The 18,146-nt window shown below is 73.2% G+C and carries 17 protein-coding genes; 9 read left to right on the forward strand and 8 right to left on the reverse strand.

Translation table 11 applies throughout. The features are described from left to right. Positions 1-67: 67 nt before the first annotated feature. Positions 68-1,627: a carboxyl transferase domain-containing protein gene (locus ACFO9I_RS14925; RefSeq protein WP_379182791.1), complete on the reverse strand. Its 1,560-nt coding sequence runs from the start codon at positions 1,625-1,627 to the stop codon at positions 68-70. 86 nt (positions 1,628-1,713) lie between these two features. On the opposite strand from ACFO9I_RS14925, the gene ACFO9I_RS14930 reads away from it, so the two are divergent. Beyond that, on the forward strand, positions 1,714-2,127 hold the full coding sequence (locus ACFO9I_RS14930) for a VOC family protein (RefSeq protein ID WP_379182175.1): 414 nt from the start codon (positions 1,714-1,716) through the stop codon (positions 2,125-2,127). A 103-nt stretch (positions 2,128-2,230) separates the two neighbouring features. Here ACFO9I_RS14930 and ACFO9I_RS14935 read toward each other — a convergent pair whose 3' ends face one another. Genes ACFO9I_RS14935 through ACFO9I_RS14955 form a run of 5 tightly spaced genes read right to left on the reverse strand, consistent with a single transcriptional unit; the run spans position 2,231 to position 7,172 of the window. Then, the gene (locus ACFO9I_RS14935; protein ID WP_379182177.1) at positions 2,231-2,398 is read right to left on the reverse strand and encodes a hypothetical protein; all 168 of its coding nucleotides are present in this window, start codon (positions 2,396-2,398) and stop codon (positions 2,231-2,233) included. A 60-nt stretch (positions 2,399-2,458) separates the two neighbouring features. Next, positions 2,459-4,627, reverse strand: coding sequence for an MMPL family transporter (locus ACFO9I_RS14940; protein ID WP_379182179.1), 2,169 nt, complete (start codon positions 4,625-4,627; stop codon positions 2,459-2,461). Between the two features lie 21 nt (positions 4,628-4,648). Further along, positions 4,649-5,476, reverse strand: coding sequence for a TSUP family transporter (locus ACFO9I_RS14945; protein ID WP_379182181.1), 828 nt, complete (start codon positions 5,474-5,476; stop codon positions 4,649-4,651). Further along, the gene (locus ACFO9I_RS14950; RefSeq protein ID WP_379182183.1) at positions 5,473-6,864 is read right to left on the reverse strand and encodes a rhodanese-like domain-containing protein; all 1,392 of its coding nucleotides are present in this window, start codon (positions 6,862-6,864) and stop codon (positions 5,473-5,475) included. Before ACFO9I_RS14950 ends, ACFO9I_RS14945 begins: the two co-directional genes overlap by 4 nt. Next, positions 6,864-7,172 (reverse strand): rhodanese-like domain-containing protein, encoded by a 309-nt coding sequence (locus ACFO9I_RS14955; RefSeq protein ID WP_379182185.1) that lies wholly within the window; start codon positions 7,170-7,172, stop codon positions 6,864-6,866. Before ACFO9I_RS14955 ends, ACFO9I_RS14950 begins: the two co-directional genes overlap by 1 nt. A gap of 107 nt (positions 7,173-7,279) precedes the next feature. On the opposite strand from ACFO9I_RS14955, the gene trxA reads away from it, so the two are divergent. The 4 genes from trxA to ACFO9I_RS14975 are packed head-to-tail and all read left to right on the forward strand — an operon-like array spanning position 7,280 to position 8,931. Next, complete coding sequence (gene trxA / locus ACFO9I_RS14960) at positions 7,280-7,648, forward strand: thioredoxin (protein WP_379182187.1); 369 nt, start codon at positions 7,280-7,282, stop codon at positions 7,646-7,648. Next, positions 7,648-8,043, forward strand: a complete 396-nt coding sequence (locus ACFO9I_RS14965; protein ID WP_379182189.1) for a DUF302 domain-containing protein — start codon at positions 7,648-7,650, stop codon at positions 8,041-8,043. Before trxA ends, ACFO9I_RS14965 begins: the two co-directional genes overlap by 1 nt. A 3-nt stretch (positions 8,044-8,046) precedes the next feature. Beyond that, entirely contained in the window at positions 8,047-8,310 is a 264-nt protein-coding gene (locus ACFO9I_RS14970; RefSeq protein WP_379182191.1) for a metal-sensitive transcriptional regulator, read from the forward strand. Positions 8,311-8,334: 24 nt separating this feature from the next. Beyond that, a complete protein-coding gene (locus ACFO9I_RS14975) occupies positions 8,335-8,931 on the forward strand; it encodes a TetR/AcrR family transcriptional regulator (protein WP_379182193.1) in 597 nt (198 codons plus the stop codon). A gap of 97 nt (positions 8,932-9,028) precedes the next feature. On the opposite strand, the gene ACFO9I_RS14980 is transcribed toward ACFO9I_RS14975, so the two are convergent. Together ACFO9I_RS14980 and ACFO9I_RS14985 are read right to left on the reverse strand one after the other, a co-directional pair. Beyond that, the gene (locus ACFO9I_RS14980; protein WP_379182195.1) at positions 9,029-9,706 is read right to left on the reverse strand and encodes an SWIM zinc finger family protein; all 678 of its coding nucleotides are present in this window, start codon (positions 9,704-9,706) and stop codon (positions 9,029-9,031) included. After that, positions 9,703-12,495 (reverse strand): DEAD/DEAH box helicase, encoded by a 2,793-nt coding sequence (locus ACFO9I_RS14985; protein WP_379182197.1) that lies wholly within the window; start codon positions 12,493-12,495, stop codon positions 9,703-9,705. The genes ACFO9I_RS14980 and ACFO9I_RS14985 overlap by 4 nt, the downstream gene beginning before the upstream one ends. A gap of 87 nt (positions 12,496-12,582) precedes the next feature. On the opposite strand from ACFO9I_RS14985, the gene ACFO9I_RS14990 reads away from it, so the two are divergent. From ACFO9I_RS14990 to ACFO9I_RS15005, 4 genes are all read left to right on the forward strand, one after another. Beyond that, on the forward strand, positions 12,583-13,071 hold the full coding sequence (locus ACFO9I_RS14990; RefSeq protein ID WP_379182198.1) for a glutathione peroxidase: 489 nt from the start codon (positions 12,583-12,585) through the stop codon (positions 13,069-13,071). 106 nt (positions 13,072-13,177) lie between these two features. Continuing rightward, positions 13,178-14,653, forward strand: coding sequence for a DHA2 family efflux MFS transporter permease subunit (locus ACFO9I_RS14995; protein WP_379182200.1), 1,476 nt, complete (start codon positions 13,178-13,180; stop codon positions 14,651-14,653). Positions 14,654-14,975: 322 nt separating this feature from the next. Further along, positions 14,976-16,889 (forward strand): glycosyltransferase, encoded by a 1,914-nt coding sequence (locus ACFO9I_RS15000; protein ID WP_379182204.1) that lies wholly within the window; start codon positions 14,976-14,978, stop codon positions 16,887-16,889. Further along, positions 16,886-18,124, forward strand: a complete 1,239-nt coding sequence (locus ACFO9I_RS15005) for an acyltransferase family protein (RefSeq protein WP_379182206.1) — start codon at positions 16,886-16,888, stop codon at positions 18,122-18,124. Before ACFO9I_RS15000 ends, ACFO9I_RS15005 begins: the two co-directional genes overlap by 4 nt. Positions 18,125-18,146 lie beyond the last annotated feature (22 nt).

An 18,146-nucleotide genomic window follows, 5' to 3' on the forward strand; every position in this document is an offset into this window, starting at 1 on the left:
TCGGGGTCCCCGTGGCGCTGTTCGTGGAGGAGCGGAGCGGGGGAACGAAGAACGTCATGGGGTGAGATCACATTCTGAAGATGCCGTAGGAGGGCTCGGGGAGCGGCGCGTTGGCCGCGGCCGCGAGGCCCATGCCGAGGACCCGGCGGGTGTCGACCGGGTCGATCACGCCGTCGTCCCAGAGCCTTGCGGTGGAGTAGTACGGCGAGCCCTGGTGCTCGTACTGGTCGCGGATCGGGGCCTTGAACTGCTCCTCGGCCTCCGCCGACCACTCCTCGCCGCGGGCCTCCATGCCGTCACGGCGGACGGTGGCGAGCACGCTTGCCGCCTGCTCGCCGCCCATCACCGAGATCCGGGCGTTGGGCCACATCCACAGGAACCGCGGGTCGTAGGCGCGGCCGCACATGCCGTAGTTGCCGGCGCCGAAGGAGCCGCCGATGACGACGGTGAACTTCGGGACGACCGAGCACGCGACCGCGGTGACCAGCTTGGCGCCGTCGCGGGCGATGCCGCGGTTCTCGTACTCCCGGCCGACCATGAAGCCGGTGATGTTCTGCAGGAACACCAGCGGGACGCCGCGCTGGTTGCACAGCTCGATGAAGTGCGCGCCCTTGAGCGCGGACTCGCTGAACAGGATGCCGTTGTTGGCGACGATGCCGACCGGGTAGCCGTGGATCCGGGCGAAGCCGCAGACCAGCGTCTCGCCGTACAGCTTCTTGAACTCGTGGAAGCGGCTGGCGTCGACGACCCGGCGGATCACCTCGCGCACGTCGTACGGCGTGCGCGTGTCGGTGGGGACGACGTCGTAGAGCGACGCGGGGTCCTCGTGGGGCTCCTCGACCTCGTGCTGCGGGATCGAGGGGGCGGTGGGCCGCTCGAAGGTCGCGACGATGCTGCGCACGATCGCGAGGGCGTGGGCGTCGTCCTCGGCGAGGTGGTCGACCACGCCGGAGGTGCGGGCGTGCACGTCGCCGCCGCCGAGCTCCTCGGCGGTGACCACCTCACCGGTCGCGGCCTTCACCAGCGGCGGGCCGCCGAGGAAGATCGTGCCCTGCTCCTTGACGATGACCGTCTCGTCCGACATCGCCGGGACGTAGGCGCCGCCGGCGGTGCAGGAGCCCATCACGCTCGCGACCTGGGGGATGCCGCGCGCGGAGAGGTTGGCCTGGTTGAAGAAGATCCGGCCGAAGTGCTCGCGGTCGGGGAAGACGTCGTCCTGCATCGGCAGGAAGGCGCCGCCGGAGTCGACGAGGTAGAGGCACGGCAGCCGGTTGTCGGCGGCGACGGTCTGCGCGCGCAGGTGCTTCTTGACCGTCATCGGGTAGTAGGTGCCGCCCTTGACGGTCGCGTCGTTGGCGACGACCACGCACTCACGCCCGCTCACCCGGCCGATGCCGGTGACGACGCCGGCGCTCGGGACGGCCTCCTCGCCGTCGGTGGCGCCGTACATCCCGGTCGCCGCGAGGGGGCTGAGCTCCAGGAACGGGCTGCCGGGGTCGAGGAGCCGGTCGACCCGGTCGCGGACCAGCAGCTTGCCGCGGTCGGTGTGCTTCTTGCGCGCGGAGTCGCTCCCGCCCCGACGGGCCACGGCCAGCCGCTCGCGGAGGTCGTCGACCAGCTCCTTCATGTCGCTCACCCCGTCAGGTTAGCGATCGTTAACCCCGGCGTAAACCCGGTGCCGACGAGGCCGGTCCGCTGCCAGAGTGTGCGCCGATGACTGACTCGACCAGAACCCCGGACCCTGCCCCCACGACCCCCGGACTGCGCTGGCAGTGCTTGGTCGTCGACTCCACCGACCCCGCCCGCGTCGCCGGCTTCTGGGAGCAGGCGCTGGGCTGGCGGCGTACGCACGAGACCGAGACGGAGGTCGTCCTCGAGCCGCCGGCCGGCAGCCCCGAGGACGGCGTCTCCCCCGACCTGCTGTTCGTGCGGGTGCCGGAGGAGAAGGCGACCAAGAACCGCCTCCACCTCGACCTGCGTCCGCTCGACCAGGCGGCCGAGGTCGCGCGGCTCGAGGCGCTCGGCGCCCGCCGGGTCGACGTCGGCCAGCAGGACGTCTCGTGGGTGGTCCTGGCCGACCCCGACGGGAACGAGCTCTGCGTGCTGCGGCCGCTGCCGGCGGGCTGAGGCGGGCGCGACAGTCGCATGTAACGCGGTGTCCACGTCACTGGTGCGGCGTTGCAGCACCGCACCAGTGACGTGGACACCGCGTTACAGCTGCGGGGGCGGGTCAGCCGCGGCCGGTCAGCCGGCTCCACAGCCCGCCGGATCGCTCCGGCCTGGCATGTCCGGGGCAGCGGTCGGAGGCGGGTACGCCGGCGAGGACCTGGTCGACGTGCATGCCGCAACCGGCCCACGTGGTCTTGCCGCAGGTCTTGCAGACGACGGGTCGGCACATGGTGTTGCTCCTTCGGGTCGGATCAGGATCGGGGGCGGAACGGGGTCGGCATCGAGCGGCTCAGCCGTGCGAGAACCGGATGCTGGGGAGCACGCGGGTGAGCCGGCGTGGCACCCACCAGGCGGCCCGGCCGGTGAGCCGGAGCAGGACCGGCAGCAGCACCAGCCGCACCAGGAACGCGTCCAGCAGGACCGCGATGCCGAGGATGATGCCCATCTCCTTGGGTGGCAACGGGCCGGAGAGCGCGAAGGTGAAGAACACCGCCACCATCACCGCGCCGGCGGCGAAGATCACCCGGCCGGAGTGGGCCAGCGAGCCGACCATCGCGTCCTTCGGGTCTCCGGTGTGCTCGTAGTGCTCCTTGGCCGAGGCCAGCAGGAAGACGGTGTAGTCCATCGCGATCGCGAAGATCATCGCGAAGAAGAACACCGGCGCCCACGCGTCGAGAAAGCCCTGGGACTCGAAGCCGAAGAAGCCCGCGCCCCAGCCCTCCTGGAAGACCAGCCGGGCGACGCCGAACGCGGCCGCGGTCGACAGCAACGACGCCAGGGTGCCCAGCAGGGCGATCAGCGGTGCCTGCAGCGCGACCAGCAGGAGCAGGAACCCGAGCGCGAGGATCACGCCGATCACCAGCGGGGTGGAGGAGTCGAGCTGTGCCTTCAGGTCGAGGTTCTCCACCGCGGCGCCGCCGACGACCGCCGAGCCCGGGAGGTCGGCACGCAGCCGGTCCACGGTGTCGGGGAGGGCCGGGTCGGAGGGGTCGACGGTCGGCACGGCCTGGATCAGCGCGAGTCCGCTCCGGTCCGAGGCGGGTACGGCGGGCATCGCTCCGGCGATCCCGGGGTCCTGCGACAGGACCTTGGCCGTGGCCTTGGCGTCCGCCGCGTCGACGACCACCTGCAACGTGCCGGGCGCGCCCTCACCGAAGCTCTTCTGCACCAGGTCGTAGCCCACGCGGGCGCTGGCGTCCTCGGGGAGCACCTTGATCGACGGCATGGCCGTCCTCAGCCCGATGATCGGGGCGGCCAGCGCGAGCAGCACGACGAGGGAGGCCAGCCCGAACACGACCGGGCGCCTCCAGAGCAGCTCGCCCCAGGCGGCGAACTTCGGGGACCGGTGCTCGCCCGTGTGCACCCAGGGCAGGGACAGCTTGTTGATCCGGTGGTCGAGCTTGAACAGCACCAGTGGCAGCAGGGTCAGCGTCGCGGCCAGCACGAAGACGACGGAGAGCATGATGCCGCCGGCCATCGACCGGAACGACGGCGACGGCACGAGCATCACCGCGGAGAGGGAGATCAGCACCGTCGCGCCGGACAGCAGCACGGCCTTGCCGGCGGTGTCCATGGTCTCCGCGATCGCCTGCCGTGGGGACTCGTGGCCACCCATCCGGGCGGCGCGGAAGCGGACCACGAGGAAGAGCGCGTAGTCGATCCCGAGGGCGAGCGCGAACATCATCGCGAAGTTCATCGCCCAGATGGAGACCGGGACGAGCTGGTTGATCAGCACCAGCGAGCCCGCCGAGGCGACCAGGCCCGAGAGCGTCAGGATCAGCGGCAACCCGGCGGCCACCAGGGCGCCGAACGCCAGCACGAGGATCGCGAGCGTCACCGGCCACGAGAACATCTCGGACTTCAGCATCGCCGACAGGTTGGCCTCGTTGAAGTCCGACCACAGCAGGGACGCGCCGGTCGGGTTGACCTGCACACCGCTCGTGGAGAGGTCCTGCAGCGGCCCCTTGAGGTCGGTTGCGGCCCGCACCATCTCGTTGGTGTCCGCGCCGGCGCCGGCCAGGATCACCGCGGTGGAGCCGTCCTGGCTCAGGGTGGCGTCGGGCTGTGGCTGGACCACCTCGGCGATCCGGGGGTCCTGCTGGAGGATCTTCGTCGCGTCGGCGAGCACCTGCTTGCCGGCACCCTCGGTGACCGGGCCGTCGGTGGAGTGCACGACGACCTGGATCGCCGAGCTGGCGTTGCCGCCGAAGTGGTCCTGGGCGAGCTGCCGCGCGGCCACGGACTCCGAGCCGTCGGCCTGCCAGCCCGCTCCGGAGAGCTGCGCCTCGACCTTCGGGGCGAACACCCCCAGGCCGACGACGACCAGCAGCCACACCACGGTGGTGAGGCGCGCGCGGCGGGTGACGGCGACGCCGAGCCGGCCGAGCGGACCGGGGCGGTAGCCGATGGCGGGATCGATGGCGGGACGGGCGTGGCGACCGGTGGTCGACGTGGACATGGGCTTCTCTCTCGTGAGGTGTCAGGCGAGGGCGGGCAGGGCCTGGGCGGCGGTGGCGAGGGCCACCGCGACGACCAGGCCGGAGAACGCGGCGGCGAGCCGGCGGGTGTCCGCGCGCGCCGCGACACGGGCGCCGACGACACCGCCGGCCGCGGACGCCGCGGTCAGGAGCAGGACCAGGCTCCAGTCGGGATGGGTCCCGGATCCCGCGCGGACGGCGAGCGCGACCGCGCTGGTGATGGTGATGACGACCAGGGAGGTGCCGGCGGCGTACTCCATGGGGAGCGCCAGCGCGAGCACCAGTGCCGGGACGACGAGGAAGCCGCCGCCGACCCCGAGGAAGCCGGTCAGCAGGCCGACCACCGTGGCGGTGACGAGGACCTTCAGGGCCCGCGGGCACTGGCAGGCGAAGGTCGGGCTGAAGGAGATGATGGGGTCGTCCAGCGTGGCCCGCCGGACGTCGCGCGCGTCCCCCGAGCGGCGGGCGCGGACCAGGCGCACCACCATCAGCACGCCGACCACGAGCATCAGCACCGAGAACGCCGCCAGCAGTACCGGCTCGGGCACGTGCGCCGAGGCCCTCGCGCCCGCCACCGCGCCGCCGACCGCGACCAGCCCGAAGGCGACGCCCCGGCCGAGCAGCACGTTCCCCGCGCGGTACGCCGTGACCGCACCGAGCAGCGAGGTCACGCCGACGACGACCAGCGACCCGGTCGTCGCCTGGGCGGGGCTCTGCCCGAGGGCGTAGACCAGCACCGGCACGGCGAGGATGGAGCCGCCCCCGCCGAGCGCACCCAGGCTGAGCCCGATCAGTGCGCCGGCGACGACGGCGAGGATCACAGGGGTCACACCGCTCCGCCGGTCTCCGGCCCCACCAGGTGGAGCCCGACCTTCTCGGCGTTCTCGAAGGAGTCGTCGACGGCGACCAGCGTGCGGCCCGCCGCGTCGAGCACCGAGGCCGCCACGGAGGCGCGGTAGCCGCCCGCGCAGTGCACCCAGACCTCGCCGGCGGGGATCTCGTCGAGCCGCCCGGTCAGCTCGTGCAGGGGCACGTTCACCGCCCCGTCGATGCGGGCGGCGTCGTGCTCCTCCGCCCGACGGACGTCGAGGACGACCACCTCGCGGTGGTGACGCACCTGGGCGAGGTCGGCGAACGTGGCCGTCGGGAAGCTGGCCAGCTCCTCGGTCGTCCAGTCCGCGGGGCCGCCGGTGGCGTGCGCCTCCGGACGGTCGATGCCGATCCGGACCAGCTCCCGCTGCGCCTCGGCGACCGCCTCCGGGGTCTCCCCCAGCAGCGTCAGCGGCGTGCCCCAGGCGATCAGCCAGCCGAGGTACGTCGCGAAGCCGCCGTCGAGGCCGAAGTTGAGCGTCCCCCGGACGTGGCCGGCGGCGAAGGCCGTGCGGTTGCGCAGGTCGACGACCCACTCGCCGGCCTCGATCCGCTTCCGGAGCTCGTCCGGGTCGGCCACGGCGGGCGGGCTCAGGTCGGGCTCGGACGGACCGGCGGAGTTCGCCGGCGCCATGTGCGCGTAGTAGGCCGGCCAGGCGCCGAGCCCGGCCAGCAGCTCGGCGACGTACGTCTCCTCGTCCTGGGTGAGGACCGGGTTGACCTGCTTCTCCTGCCCGATCGTCGAGGCGGTCGCCTCGGACTGCGTGGCGGAGCAGAAGGAGCCGAAACCGTGGGTCGGGAAGACACCGGCACGGTCGGGCAGCAGGTCGGCCAGCCGGTGCGCGGAGGCGTGCTGGTGGCGGACCAGGTCGTGGGTGTGCGCGGGCCCGAGCAGGTCGGGGCGCCCGGTGGCGCCGTACAGCAGCGACCCGCCGGAGAACACCGCGGCCGACTCGTCGAGGTCGGCGTCGCCGTCGGTGAGCGCGTAGGAGAGGTGGGTGAAGGTGTGGCCCGGCGTGGCCAGGGCGGTCACCCGCATCCGGCGCCCCACCTCGACCCGCTGGCCGTCGCGGACCGGGGTCCGCTCGAAGGACACCTCGTCGTCCGCGTTCACCAGGTACGCCGCGCCCGTGCGCCGCGCCAGCGCGAGGCCACCGGTCACGTAGTCGTTGTGGATGTGGGTCTCGAAGACGTGGGTGAGCCGCACGTCGTGCTCCTCGAGGAGCGCCAGCACCCGGTCGATGTCGCGCTGCGGGTCGACCACGAACGCGACCTCGCCGTCGTGGACGAGGTAGCTGCGGTCGCCCAGGGTCGGGGTGTCGATCGCCAGGACCGTGAGGCCGTCCATCACAGCCCGCTCTCCAGCGGGCGACCGGAGTGCGCCCAGGCCGAGGTGCCGCCCAGCACGTTGACGGCGTCGAACCTCCGCGCGGCGAGGATGTCGGTCATCGCGCCGCTGCGGTTGCCCGAGGCGCAGATCAGGTGCACGGGAACCGTCCGGTCCAGCTCGTCGAGCCGCGAGGTCAGCTGGCCCATCGGGATGAGGACGGCTCCCGGCACGTGGCCGGCGGCGTACTCCCCCGGCTCGCGCACGTCGATCAGCACCCCACCGTCGCCGAGGACCGTGTCGAGCTGGTCCACGTCGATCTCACGCATCCGAACCCCTTCGTCGAGTCTTGATTGATACCCCTGGGGGTATGTACGTTGTTCACGATAACACCCCGGGGGGTATTGTCAAAGAGACCTCGAGAGAAAGGCAGGCCATGGCCGCCAACACGCTGACCGCAGACAACTTCGAGCGCACCGTCGTCGAGAACGACATCGTCCTGGTGGACTTCTGGGCCTCCTGGTGCGGACCGTGCCGTCAGTTCGCGCCCGTCTACGAGGCCGCGTCCGAGGTGCACACCGACGTCTTCTTCGGCTCGGTCGACACCGAGGCGGAGCAGGCGCTCGCCGGCGCCGCGCGGATCACCTCGATCCCGACGCTGATGGCCTTCAAGGAGGGCGTGCTCGTCTTCTCCCAGCCCGGCGCCCTCCCCGCCACGGCGCTGGAGCAGGTGATCGCCGCGGTGCGCGACCTCGACATGGAGCAGGTCCGGGCCCAGATGGCCGCCGAGGAGCAGGACTCCTGATGGGCTACACCCTCCAGGCCACGGTCCAGCGGCCCTACGACCGCACCGTGGCCGACGTCCGGGCCGCGCTGGCCGACCAGGGCTTCGGCGTGCTCACCGAGATCGACCTGCAGGCCACGCTCAAGGCCAAGCTCGACGTCGACGTCGCGCCGCACGTCATCCTCGGTGCCTGCCGGCCCCAGCTGGCCCTCCAGGCGCTGCAGATCGACCCGGCCATCGCCACCGTGCTGCCCTGCAACGTGGCGGTCCGCGCAGTCGACGCGGAGACCACGATCGTGGAAGCCTTCGACCCCGACGCGATGACCCGCCTGGCCGGTGACGCGCTCTGCGACGTCGCCGCCGACGCCCGGCAGCGCCTGACCGCCGCCCTCGCCACCCTGACCCAGGAGAACTGACCCATGGAGCTCGACCCCCAGGAGATGACACCGGTCATCAACCGCATCAAGCGCGCGCAGGGCCAGCTGGCCGGCGTGCTGCGGATGCTCGAGGAGGGCCGCGAGTGCGAGGACGTCGTCACCCAGCTGGCGGCGGTCTCCCGGGCGCTGGACCGCGCCGGCTTCGCGATCGTCGCGACCGGGCTGCAGCAGTGCCTGACCGAGGGCGGCGGCATCGACGACGTGGACGTGAAGAAGATGGAGAAGCTCTTCCTCTCGCTCGCCTGAGTTAACGAGCGCTAACCTTCAGGCGTGACCACCGAGGCCGAGCGGGACCCCCGCACCCGGCGCGAGCAGATCCTCGCGACGGCAGCGGAGCTGTTCGCGGCCCGCGGGTTCCACGGCGTCTCGGTCGCCGACCTCGGCGCCGCGTGCGGCATCTCCGGTCCGGCCCTCTACAAGCACTTCGCCTCCAAGGACGCCGTGCTCGCTGAGATGCTGGTCTCGATCAGCCAGGAGCTGCTGGGCGTCGGCCGCGAGCGCGTGGCCGCTGCCGCCGGCCCGGAGGCGGCGCTCGCGGCGCTCGTCGACTGGCACGTCGACTTCGCGCTGCGCCACCGGCCGCTCATCGTGGTGCAGGACCGCGACTGGCAGTCGCTCCCGCGCGACGCCCGCGAACAGGTCCGCAGCCTGCAGCGCGAGTACGTCGACCTGTGGGCCGACCAGCTCCGCCGGGTCCACGACGACCTGGGCCAGGACCGGGCCCGGGCGATGGCGCACGCGGCGTTCGGGCTGATCAACTCCACGCCGCACAGCAGCCTGCTCCCCGACGCCCCGATGCGTGGGCTGCTGCAGGAGATGGCGCTCGGTGCGCTCGGGCTCTCGGAGCACCGTCCCGTCGCTCTGTGACATCTCGGCGCGTCGAACTGCGACGGGTCGACGCCCACGCGGCGTGAAGCTGCGACGGGTCGACGCCCCCGGGGCGTGAAGCTGCGACGGGTCGAGGTCAGAAGAGGTGGTCGACCGGCTGGTCGGCGTCCTCCTCGAGCAGCCGCAGCAGCAACGCCGCGCGCAGCGCGGCGTCCAGGCCCGCGTCGAGGTCGTCGCTGCCCTCCGACGCACCCGAGGCGTCCGACCCGGCGTGCAGGCGGGCCAGCAGCTCGTCGCGCGGCAGCCCGCGCAGCTGCAGCAGGACGAACGGGTCGGACTCGATGAGCCAGGCCAGCTGCGAGAGCACCGCGATCGCGTGCACGCACGGGTCGACCCAGGCCGAGCAGGTGCAGTCGGTGCCGAGCTCACCGCCGTACGGCAGCAGCTCGACCCCGGCCTCCTCCGCGTGCTCGACCAGGGGGTGCGGGAGGTCACCGGCCAGCAGCGCCGCGACCCGGCCCGCCTCGGCCGCCACGGTCTCGACCAGGCCGGCGCCGGCCGCCTCGTCGAGCACCGGCAGCGTGCCGGACACCGTCCACAGCCCGTCGTCGTCCTCGACCGCCGCGACGAACCGCCCGACGTCGGTGGTGATCCCGCCGACGCGCCCCGTCCGGGCCAGAGCCCGGCCGGCCACCAGGTCGCGGTCGGAGTACGCCGACTCCTCGACCGCCCGCGCCCACGCCCGTCCCCACCACGTCGTCGCGCGCGCTGCGCCGCGCCTGGCCGGGAGGGCGGGGTGGACGACGGCGCTCACGGCTCGTCGCCCGGGTCGACGGTGTGCCGGCGCAGGGTGACCAGGTCGCGCAGGTCCTCGTTGCTGAGCTCGGTCAGCGCCGCCTCGCCGCGGGCCAGCACCGAGTCGGCGAGCGCGCGCTTGCGGGTGAGCAGCTCGGCGATCCGCTCCTCGATCGTGCCGCGGGTGATCATCCGGTGCACCTGCACCGGCCTGGTCTGGCCGATCCGGTAGGCCCGGTCGGTGGCCTGCTCCTCCACCGCCGGGTTCCACCAGCGGTCGAGGTGGACGACGTGGTCGGCCCGGGTGAGGTTCAGGCCCGTGCCGCCTGCCTTGAGCGAGAGCAGGAAGACCGGCACCGCGGGTCCGGCGGCCGGGTCGTCGGAGCCGGCCTGGAAGCGGGCCACCATCGCCTCCCGCTCCCGGACCGGGGTGCCGCCGTGCAGGAACTGGTGGGGCACTCCGGCGCGGGTGAGGTGCTGCTCGAGCAGGCGCCCCATGGCGACGTACTGGGTGAAGACCAGCACCGCGCCGTCCTCGGCCAGGACGGTGCCGAGCAGCTCGTCGAGGAGGTCGAGCTTCTCCGATCGCCCCGAGAGCCGGCCGGTCGACTGCTTGAGGAAGTGCGCCGGGTGGTTGCAGATCTGCTTGAGCCCGGTGAGCAGCGCCAGCACCAGGCCGCGGCGGGCCTCCTCGTCGGCGCGCTCGATGCGGTCCATCGTGTCGCGCACGAACGCCTCGTAGAGGACGACCTGCTCGCGGGTGAGGCTGATCAGGTGGTCGGTCTCGGTCTTCGCCGGCAGCTCGGGCGCGATGCCGGGGTCGGACTTGCGGCGGCGCAGCAGGAACGGGCCGATCAGGGCGGCGAACTGGCGTGCCTTGGTGGGCTCGAGGCCCGACTCGATCGGCCCGGCCCACACCTTGCGGAAGGCGTTGCGGCTGCCGAGCAGGCCCGGCGTCGTCCAGTCCAGGATCGCCCACAGCTCGGTCAGGTTGTTCTCCACCGGCGTGCCGGTCAGCGCCACCCGCGCCGCGCTCGGGATCGCCCGCAGGCCTCGGGCGGTGGAGGACCGCGCGTTCTTGACGTGCTGGGCCTCGTCGGCGACGACCAGGTCCCACCCGACCTCCGCCAGCGCCTCGTGGTCGCGACGCATGGTGCCGTACGTCGTGAGCACGAAGCCGCCCCCGAGTCCCTCGAGCGAGCGCCGACCGCCGTGGAAGCGGCGTACGGCGACCCCGGGCGCGAACCGCTCGATCTCGGCCTCCCAGTTGCCGAGCAGGCTGGCCGGGCAGACCACGAGCGTGGGGCCGACCGGCCGACCGGCCGCCGCCGCCTCGGCGACGCGGTGCAGGTGCAGCGCGATCAGGGTGACGGTCTTGCCGAGACCCATGTCGTCGGCCAGGCAGGCCCCCAGGCCCAGCGAGGTGAGCTCGACCAGCCAGGTCAGGCCCTGCTCCTGGTAGCCGCGCAGCGTGGCCTCGAGGCCGGGCGGCGCGGGCACCGGCTCCCGGGTCGCGGCTGACAGCAGCTGCTCGCGGACCCGGAGCAGGCTGGCGCCGACGACCACCGGCTCCGGGGCGGACTCGTCGGCACCCGCCGGACCGACCTCGGCCACGCCGGTGAGCGCGGCCGCGACGGCCTGGGCGGGCTTGACCGTCCGGATCAGCCGTCGGCGCGCCTTGCGCGCGACGGCAGGGTCGACGACGGTCCAGCTGCCGCGCAGCTTGAGCACCGGCGCCGCGGCGGCCGCGAGCTCGTCCATCTCCTCCTCGGTGAGCGGGTCGCCGTGCAGCGCGACCTGCCAGCTGAACGCGAACAGGGTGTCGGGGCCGAGCAGCCCCGGCACCAGCTGCGCCTCGCGCGGGGCCTGCGGCGACCGGTCCAGCACGGCGGTCGCGGTCAGGTCCCGACCCAGCGAGCGCGGCCACAGCACGTCCACGCCGCGCTCGCGCAGCGCTCCGACGCCGTCCTCGAGCAGGCTCACCAGCTCGTCGCTGTCGAGCGTGATCTGGTCGGGCACCCGCAGCTCCAGCAGCCGGTCCAGGACCGGCCAGGCGTCGGCCGCGGCGCGCAGCGCGATGCTGGCGTGGGTCCGCGCCCGGTCGCCGAAGCCGTGCGCGGCCCCGGGCGTGCCGTCGGCCCACAGCAGCGCGGCGTCGCAGACGTGGAGCGGGTTCTGGGCGTCGTGGACCTGCAGCACCAGGCGGACCGCCCCGGCGACCAGCTCCTCCTCGTCGGCCTCGACCCGGAGCGAGAGCGCGACCAGCTGGGGGCCGGCGGCCGCACGCTGCCCGTCGATGCGCGCCTGCAGGCGGGCCGCGAAGTCACCCCGGGGCGCCGGTCGTCGCCGGCCGTCGGCGGCCGCGCCCGGGGACGTGCCGGCCCGGCTGCGGGCACCTGCGACGGGGGCGCTGCGGGGCATGGCGTCGGCCACCGCGTCCAGCAGCCAGCGGACGACGTCCTCGGCCCGGCCGTCCCCGAGCCCGTCGTGCTCCCGTGCCCTGGCCAGCATCGCGACGCGGTCGCGGTCGGCGTCGTCCAGCGGCGCGACCCGCCACGAGGGCGTCGGCCCGTCGGCCGGCTCGAACTTGCCGGCCGCCACCAGCCGCATGCCGAGCAGCGCGGCGCCGGAGAGCAGCGCGACGCTGGGGTGCAGGTCCTCGCGGGCGTGCGCGCGGGTGAGCACCGGCAGCGCCGCGCGGATCGGCAGCGCCACCGTCCGGCGGTCGTCGGTGAACTCGACGACCCCCTCGCGGGGCGGGTCGCCGGGTCGGAAGGTCGCCGGACCGGTGACGGGAACGAAGCTCAAGCGCAGACCTCGGGAGGCGGGGTGGGGTCTCGACGGTAACGACCGGCGCCGACGACGGGTTCCCCCGCGCTCGTAGACTCGCTCGCCATGAGCATCCTCGACGCCCCCATCGCCCGCCTCGACGGGACGCCCACCACGCTCGGCGAGATCGCCGGCGGGCGGCCGGCGCTGCTGGTCAACGTCGCGAGCAGGTGCGGGCTGACCCCGCAGTACTCCGGCCTCGAGCAGCTCCACGAGAAGTACGCCGACCGCGGGTTCACCGTCGTCGGGCTGCCGTGCAACCAGTTCGGCGCCCAGGAGCCCGGCAGCTCGGAGGAGATCGCGGAGTTCTGCTCGGCGACGTACGGCGTGACGTTCCCGATGACCGAGAAGGTCGAGGTGAACGGCGAGGGCCGGCACGAGGTGTACGCCGAGCTGGTGACCGCGGCCGACGAGAACGGCTCGGTGGGAGACATCACCTGGAACTTCGAGAAGTTCCTCGTCGACGGCGAGGGCCGGGTCGTCGCCCGCTTCTCGCCGCGCGTCGAGCCCGACGACGAGCGCGTCGTCGCCGCCGTGGAGGACCTGCTGGCCTGAGGCCGGCCGGGAGCCGGGAGGCCCGGGCGGCCGACGTGACCGGCCCCACTCCGCGGGCCGACCAAAGTCGGATGTGGCTGTCGGAGGCCCCGCCTAGCCTCGAGCGGTGACCACCGACACCGCTCCCGGGACCACGCCACCGACCGACAGGCTCGACAAGGGCGTCCTCGTCGTCGCCGGCGTCGTCGTGCTCGGCGCCATCATGTCGATCCTCGACATCACCGTCGTCTCGGTGGCGCTCAAGACGTTCCAGACCGAGTTCGACGCGACGTCCGCCGAGGTCGCGTGGACGATGACCGGCTACACCCTCGCGCTGGCGAGCGTCATCCCGCTCACCGGTTGGGCCGCCGACCGCTTCGGCACCAAGCGGCTCTACCTGCTGGCGATCGTGCTGTTCGCGGCCGGCTCCGCGCTGTGCGCCGCGGCGAGCACGCTCGAGATGCTCGTCGCCTTCCGCGTGGTGCAGGGCCTCGGCGGCGGCATGCTGATGCCGCTCGGCATGACGATCCTGACCCGCGCCGCGGGCCCCGAGCGGGTCGGCCGCGTGATGGCGGTCCTCGGCATCCCGATGCTGCTGGGCCCGATCTTCGGCCCGATCCTCGGCGGCGCCCTGATCGACTCCGCCAGCTGGCACTGGATCTTCCTGATCAACGTGCCGATCGGGGCGCTCGCGATCGTCTACGCCGCGCTGGTGCTGCCGCGCGACCACGTCGAGCCGTCCGAGACGTTCGACTGGCTCGGGATGGTGCTGCTCTCGCCGGGCCTGGCCGCCTTCCTGTACGGCGTCTCCTCGATCCCGTCCGCCGGCACCGTGTGGGACACCCAGGTCCTGGTCCCGGCCGTGATCGGCGCGCTGCTGATCGCCGCCTTCGTGCCGTGGGCCCTGCACCGCCGCAACATCCACCCGCTGGTCGACCTGCGCCTGTTCCAGAACCCGCGCATGACGGTCGCGGTGGTCGCGATGTCGCTGTTCGCGATCGCCTTCTTCGGCGCCAGCCTGCTCTTCCCCCTCTACTTCCAGACCGTCCGGGGCGAGGACGCGCTCGGGGCCGGCGTGCTGCTCGCGCCCCAGGGCATCGGCGCGATGCTCACCATGCCGGTGGCGGGCGTGCTGGCCGACCGGATCGGCCCCGGCACGATCGTGATGGCCGGCATCGTGGTGATCACGATCGGCATGGGGATGTTCACCCAGGTCACCGACACCACGTCGTACACCTTCCTGCTCTCGGCGCTCTTCGTGATGGGCCTCGGCATGGGCGGCACGATGATGCCGATCATGTCCGCGGCGCTCCAGACCCTGAAGGACCACACGATCGCCCGCGGCTCGACGCTGATGAACATCGTCCAGCAGGTCGCCGCCTCGATCGGCACCGCCGTGTTCTCGGTCCTGCTCACCAACGGCCTGCAGGACCACGTGGACCCGACCGACCCGGCGTCGGTCCCCGCGGACATGGCCGGCGTCTACGCCGACGTGTTCGTGGTCGCCACGGTGATGGTGGCAGCCTGCCTGATCCCGTCGTGGTTCCTCCCGCGCAGCCGTCCGGAGCAGCCGGTCGACGCGGCCGCGATGGCGGTCCACTGACCTCTCCGAGCAGCGGAGCGCGACGCGGGCCCGTGACGTCGCCCACGCCGCCGGTGTGACGCAGCACCCGTGACCCCGGTTCCCCGAGCGGGAACCGGGGTCGCTGCGCGTCCGGGCCCGTGATCGCGGCCACGCCCGGAGGGAGCACCCGACTTGCGGAGCCGGGCCGGAGTTCGGGACGGTGGTCGATCCAGCGCGACTCACGCAGCGCGCCTTTCGACGCAGGACCGTGGCCCCGAGGGCCCGTCCGTGTTCGACCCGTCAGCAGCCCGGCGTCCCCGGTGACGTGCGCGGCGCCCGTCGACTCCGAAAGGTCACGCACGTGTCCCTCCTCCTCCCCCGTCAGCAGGCCCCCGACGCCCCTCGGGTGGTCTCCCCGACCGAGATCATCCGGCTCCCGGCCCGATCCCGGCTGCCGGTGCCGACCCGCCACCGCGAGATCGTCGCGGTGATCGACCCGGTGTGGGCGGTGCCCGGCGACGACGTGACCGCGTCGGTCCGCGCGTCCGGGGAGCTCGTCACCGCGGCCGCCGAGCGGCTCACCCGCTTCCTCCAGCCCGGCGAGGTCGTCGCCGGCACCCCCGAGGGCCGGCTCACGCTGCGGCTGCGGCACGAGGACCGGGCCGCCCGCCCGGTCCGCCTGCAGGAGATGGCCTACCACGCCATCGAGGTCCTCGACCGCCTGCAGGACCGGGACGGCGTCATCGACCTCGGGGTCGGCTGGGCGCCGATCACCCGCAAGCAGGACCCGGCCCAGGCCGAGGCGCACGCCACCACCGCGGCGGCGGAGTCGCTCAACCAGCGCGACCACCAGCCCCGCCAGCAGGGTGCGCACGTGCGGACCCGGCACAAGGCCGTCACCTGGGTGAGCGCCAGCCGCCAGATGTTGCTGGCCACCGTCGGCAGCGTCGTGCTGCCGTTCCTGGCCCTGGTGGGTCTCTCGATGCTCGGCGTCGACCTCTCCGGGCCGCTGTACTGGGTGCTGGTGGGCGCCCTGGGCCTGACCGCCCTCACCATCTGGGCCGAGTGCTCGCAGGCGCTCGAACCGCCCCGCCTGCCCTCCGAGCCCGACGGCCCGGCCCCGCGGGCGACGGCCGTGATCGCGGCGTACCTGCCCAACGAGGCCGACACGATCCTCGACACCGTGCACTCCTTCCTCGAGCAGGAGTACCCCGGCGGCCTGCAGGTCGTGGTCGCCTACAACACGCCCGTGCCGCTCGAGGTGGAGGGCGACCTGGGCCTGCTGTCGACCCGGCACCCCGACCTGACCGTGCTGAAGGTGCCCGACAGCACCTCCAAGGCCCAGAACGTCAACGCCGCGCTGCGCGTGGCGGAGGGCGAGTTCGTCGGCATCTTCGACGCCGACCACCACCCGGCCCCCGGCTCGTTCGAGCGGGCCTGGCGCTGGATCGCCGACGGCGCCGACGTCGTGCAGGGCCACTGCGTGATCCGCAACGGTGACGACTCCGCGCTCGCGAAGCTGATCGCCGTCGAGTTCGAGCAGATCTACGCCGTCTCCCACCCGGGCCGTACGGCGCTGTACCAGTTCGGCATCTTCGGCGGCTCCAACGGCTACTGGCGCGCCTCGGCCCTGGAGCGGATCCGCCTGCGCGGCTCCTTCCTGACCGAGGACATCGAGGCCTCCATGCGGGTCCTCGACGCGGACGGCCGGATCGTCAACGACCCCGGGCTGGTCAGCCACGAGCTCGCCCCGGAGACCCCGCGCGCGCTGTGGAAGCAGCGGATGCGCTGGGCCCAGGGCTGGTTCCAGGTGTCCCTGCGGCACCTCGGCCCGATCCTGCGCAAGCCCACGCTGACCCTGCGCCAGAAGATCGGCGTCGTCTACCTGCTGGGCTGGCGCGAGGTCTACCCCTGGATCGCGATGTCGGTCTGGCCGCTCTTCGGCTTCCTCGCCTGGCGCGACGGCGGCTTCGACCTCGGCTCGCCGATGTTCCTGCTGCTGACGCTGTTCGTGACCGCGTCCGGTCCCCTGCAGACGCTGGCCGCCTGGCGGCTCGCGACGCCCGAGCTGCGCCGCCACCCGTGGTGGTTCGTCGGCGCGGCGCTGGCCAACCTGCTGTTCTACACCGAGGCCAAGAACCTCGTGAACCGGATCGCACACCTCAAGCAGCTGCGCGGTGAGCACCAGTGGGTCGTCACCCCGCGCACCGCCGCGAGCTCCGGCTCCACCGACACCGACCGCACCGACTCCGACCGGACGGAGGTGGCCGCATGACCGCGACTCTCACACCCCCGACCCTGGCCGACGCCCCCGCCACCGACCCCGCCGACACGGCACGCGCCCGCCGCGTGGTCTTCCCGCTCGGCTGGCTGCGCGGCCTCGCCGCGCTGGCGGTCGTCACCTTCCACGCCTACCAGCACAACCGCTCGGGCCCGGACAGTGCGTGGCCGTGGTCCGGCGCCGCCCACCAGGCGATGCTCGGCACCGACCTCTTCGTGGACATGTTCTTCGTGCTCTCCGGACTGGTCCTGTGGCTGCCGGTCGCGCGCTCCGCGATCGAGGGCCGCAAGGGCCGTCCCGGCCGGGTGCTGCTCTACCGCCGGATGGCGCGGCTGCTGCCGCTCTACCTGACGGTGGTGCTGGTCGTGTGGGCCGTCACCAACCCGGCCTGGCCCGGGCACTGGCAGGACCTGGTCCTGCACCTGACGTTCACCCACGTCTACAGCGACAGCTACATCTTCTGGACCGACGGGCCGGCCTGGTCGCTGGCGGTGGAGTTCCACTTCTACCTGCTGATGGCCCTCGCGGTGCCGCTCGTGAACGCCGCCGCCCGCCGTACGCCGGAGCGCCGCGCCCGGGTCGCGGTCGTGGCCGCGCTGCCGGCCCTCTCCGTCCTGGTCGGCGTCGCCTACCTGCTGTGGGCCACCGTGCTGACCAGCCAGGACCCGATGAACTGGTCGATCTGGTTCTCGCCGCTGTCCCGGGCCGCCGACTTCGGCCTCGGCATGGGGCTGGCCGTGCTCAGCGCGGCCGGCGTGCGGCTCCCGTCGCCACTGCGGCGGCTGGCCGCCACCCTCGGCGTGGCCGCGCTCGGCGCGCTGGTGATGACGCGCCCGATCAGCATCGACGGTGAGTGGTGGCACCCGCTGTACGCCGCCGCGATCACGGTGGCCCTGGCCTCGGTCGTGCTCCACGACGGCCCGTGGCCGGCGTGGCTGGAGTGGAGGCCGCTGGTCTGGGTCGGGACGCTCGGCTACGGCGTCTACCTGATCCACGAGCCGGTGATGCGCTTCCTGGACTCGCTCGGCCTCCTGCCCGGCGCCCGCCCCGGACCCTGGTTCCTGGTGTCGGCGGTGCTGGTCGCCGTCCCGACCATGGCGCTGGCCTGGGTCAGCTCGCGGACCGTCGAGGCCGCCGGGCTGCGGCTGCTGTCGATGATCGACCGCGACGGCCGCCCACGGGACTACTACGCCCACCTGCGCGAGGACGAGGCCGCCTCCCCTCGTTGAGCTGGGCCCTGCTCACACCGGA

The organism is Nocardioides sp. GCM10023255, from assembly GCF_042653125.1.
Classification (GTDB): domain Bacteria; phylum Actinomycetota; class Actinomycetes; order Propionibacteriales; family Nocardioidaceae; genus Nocardioides.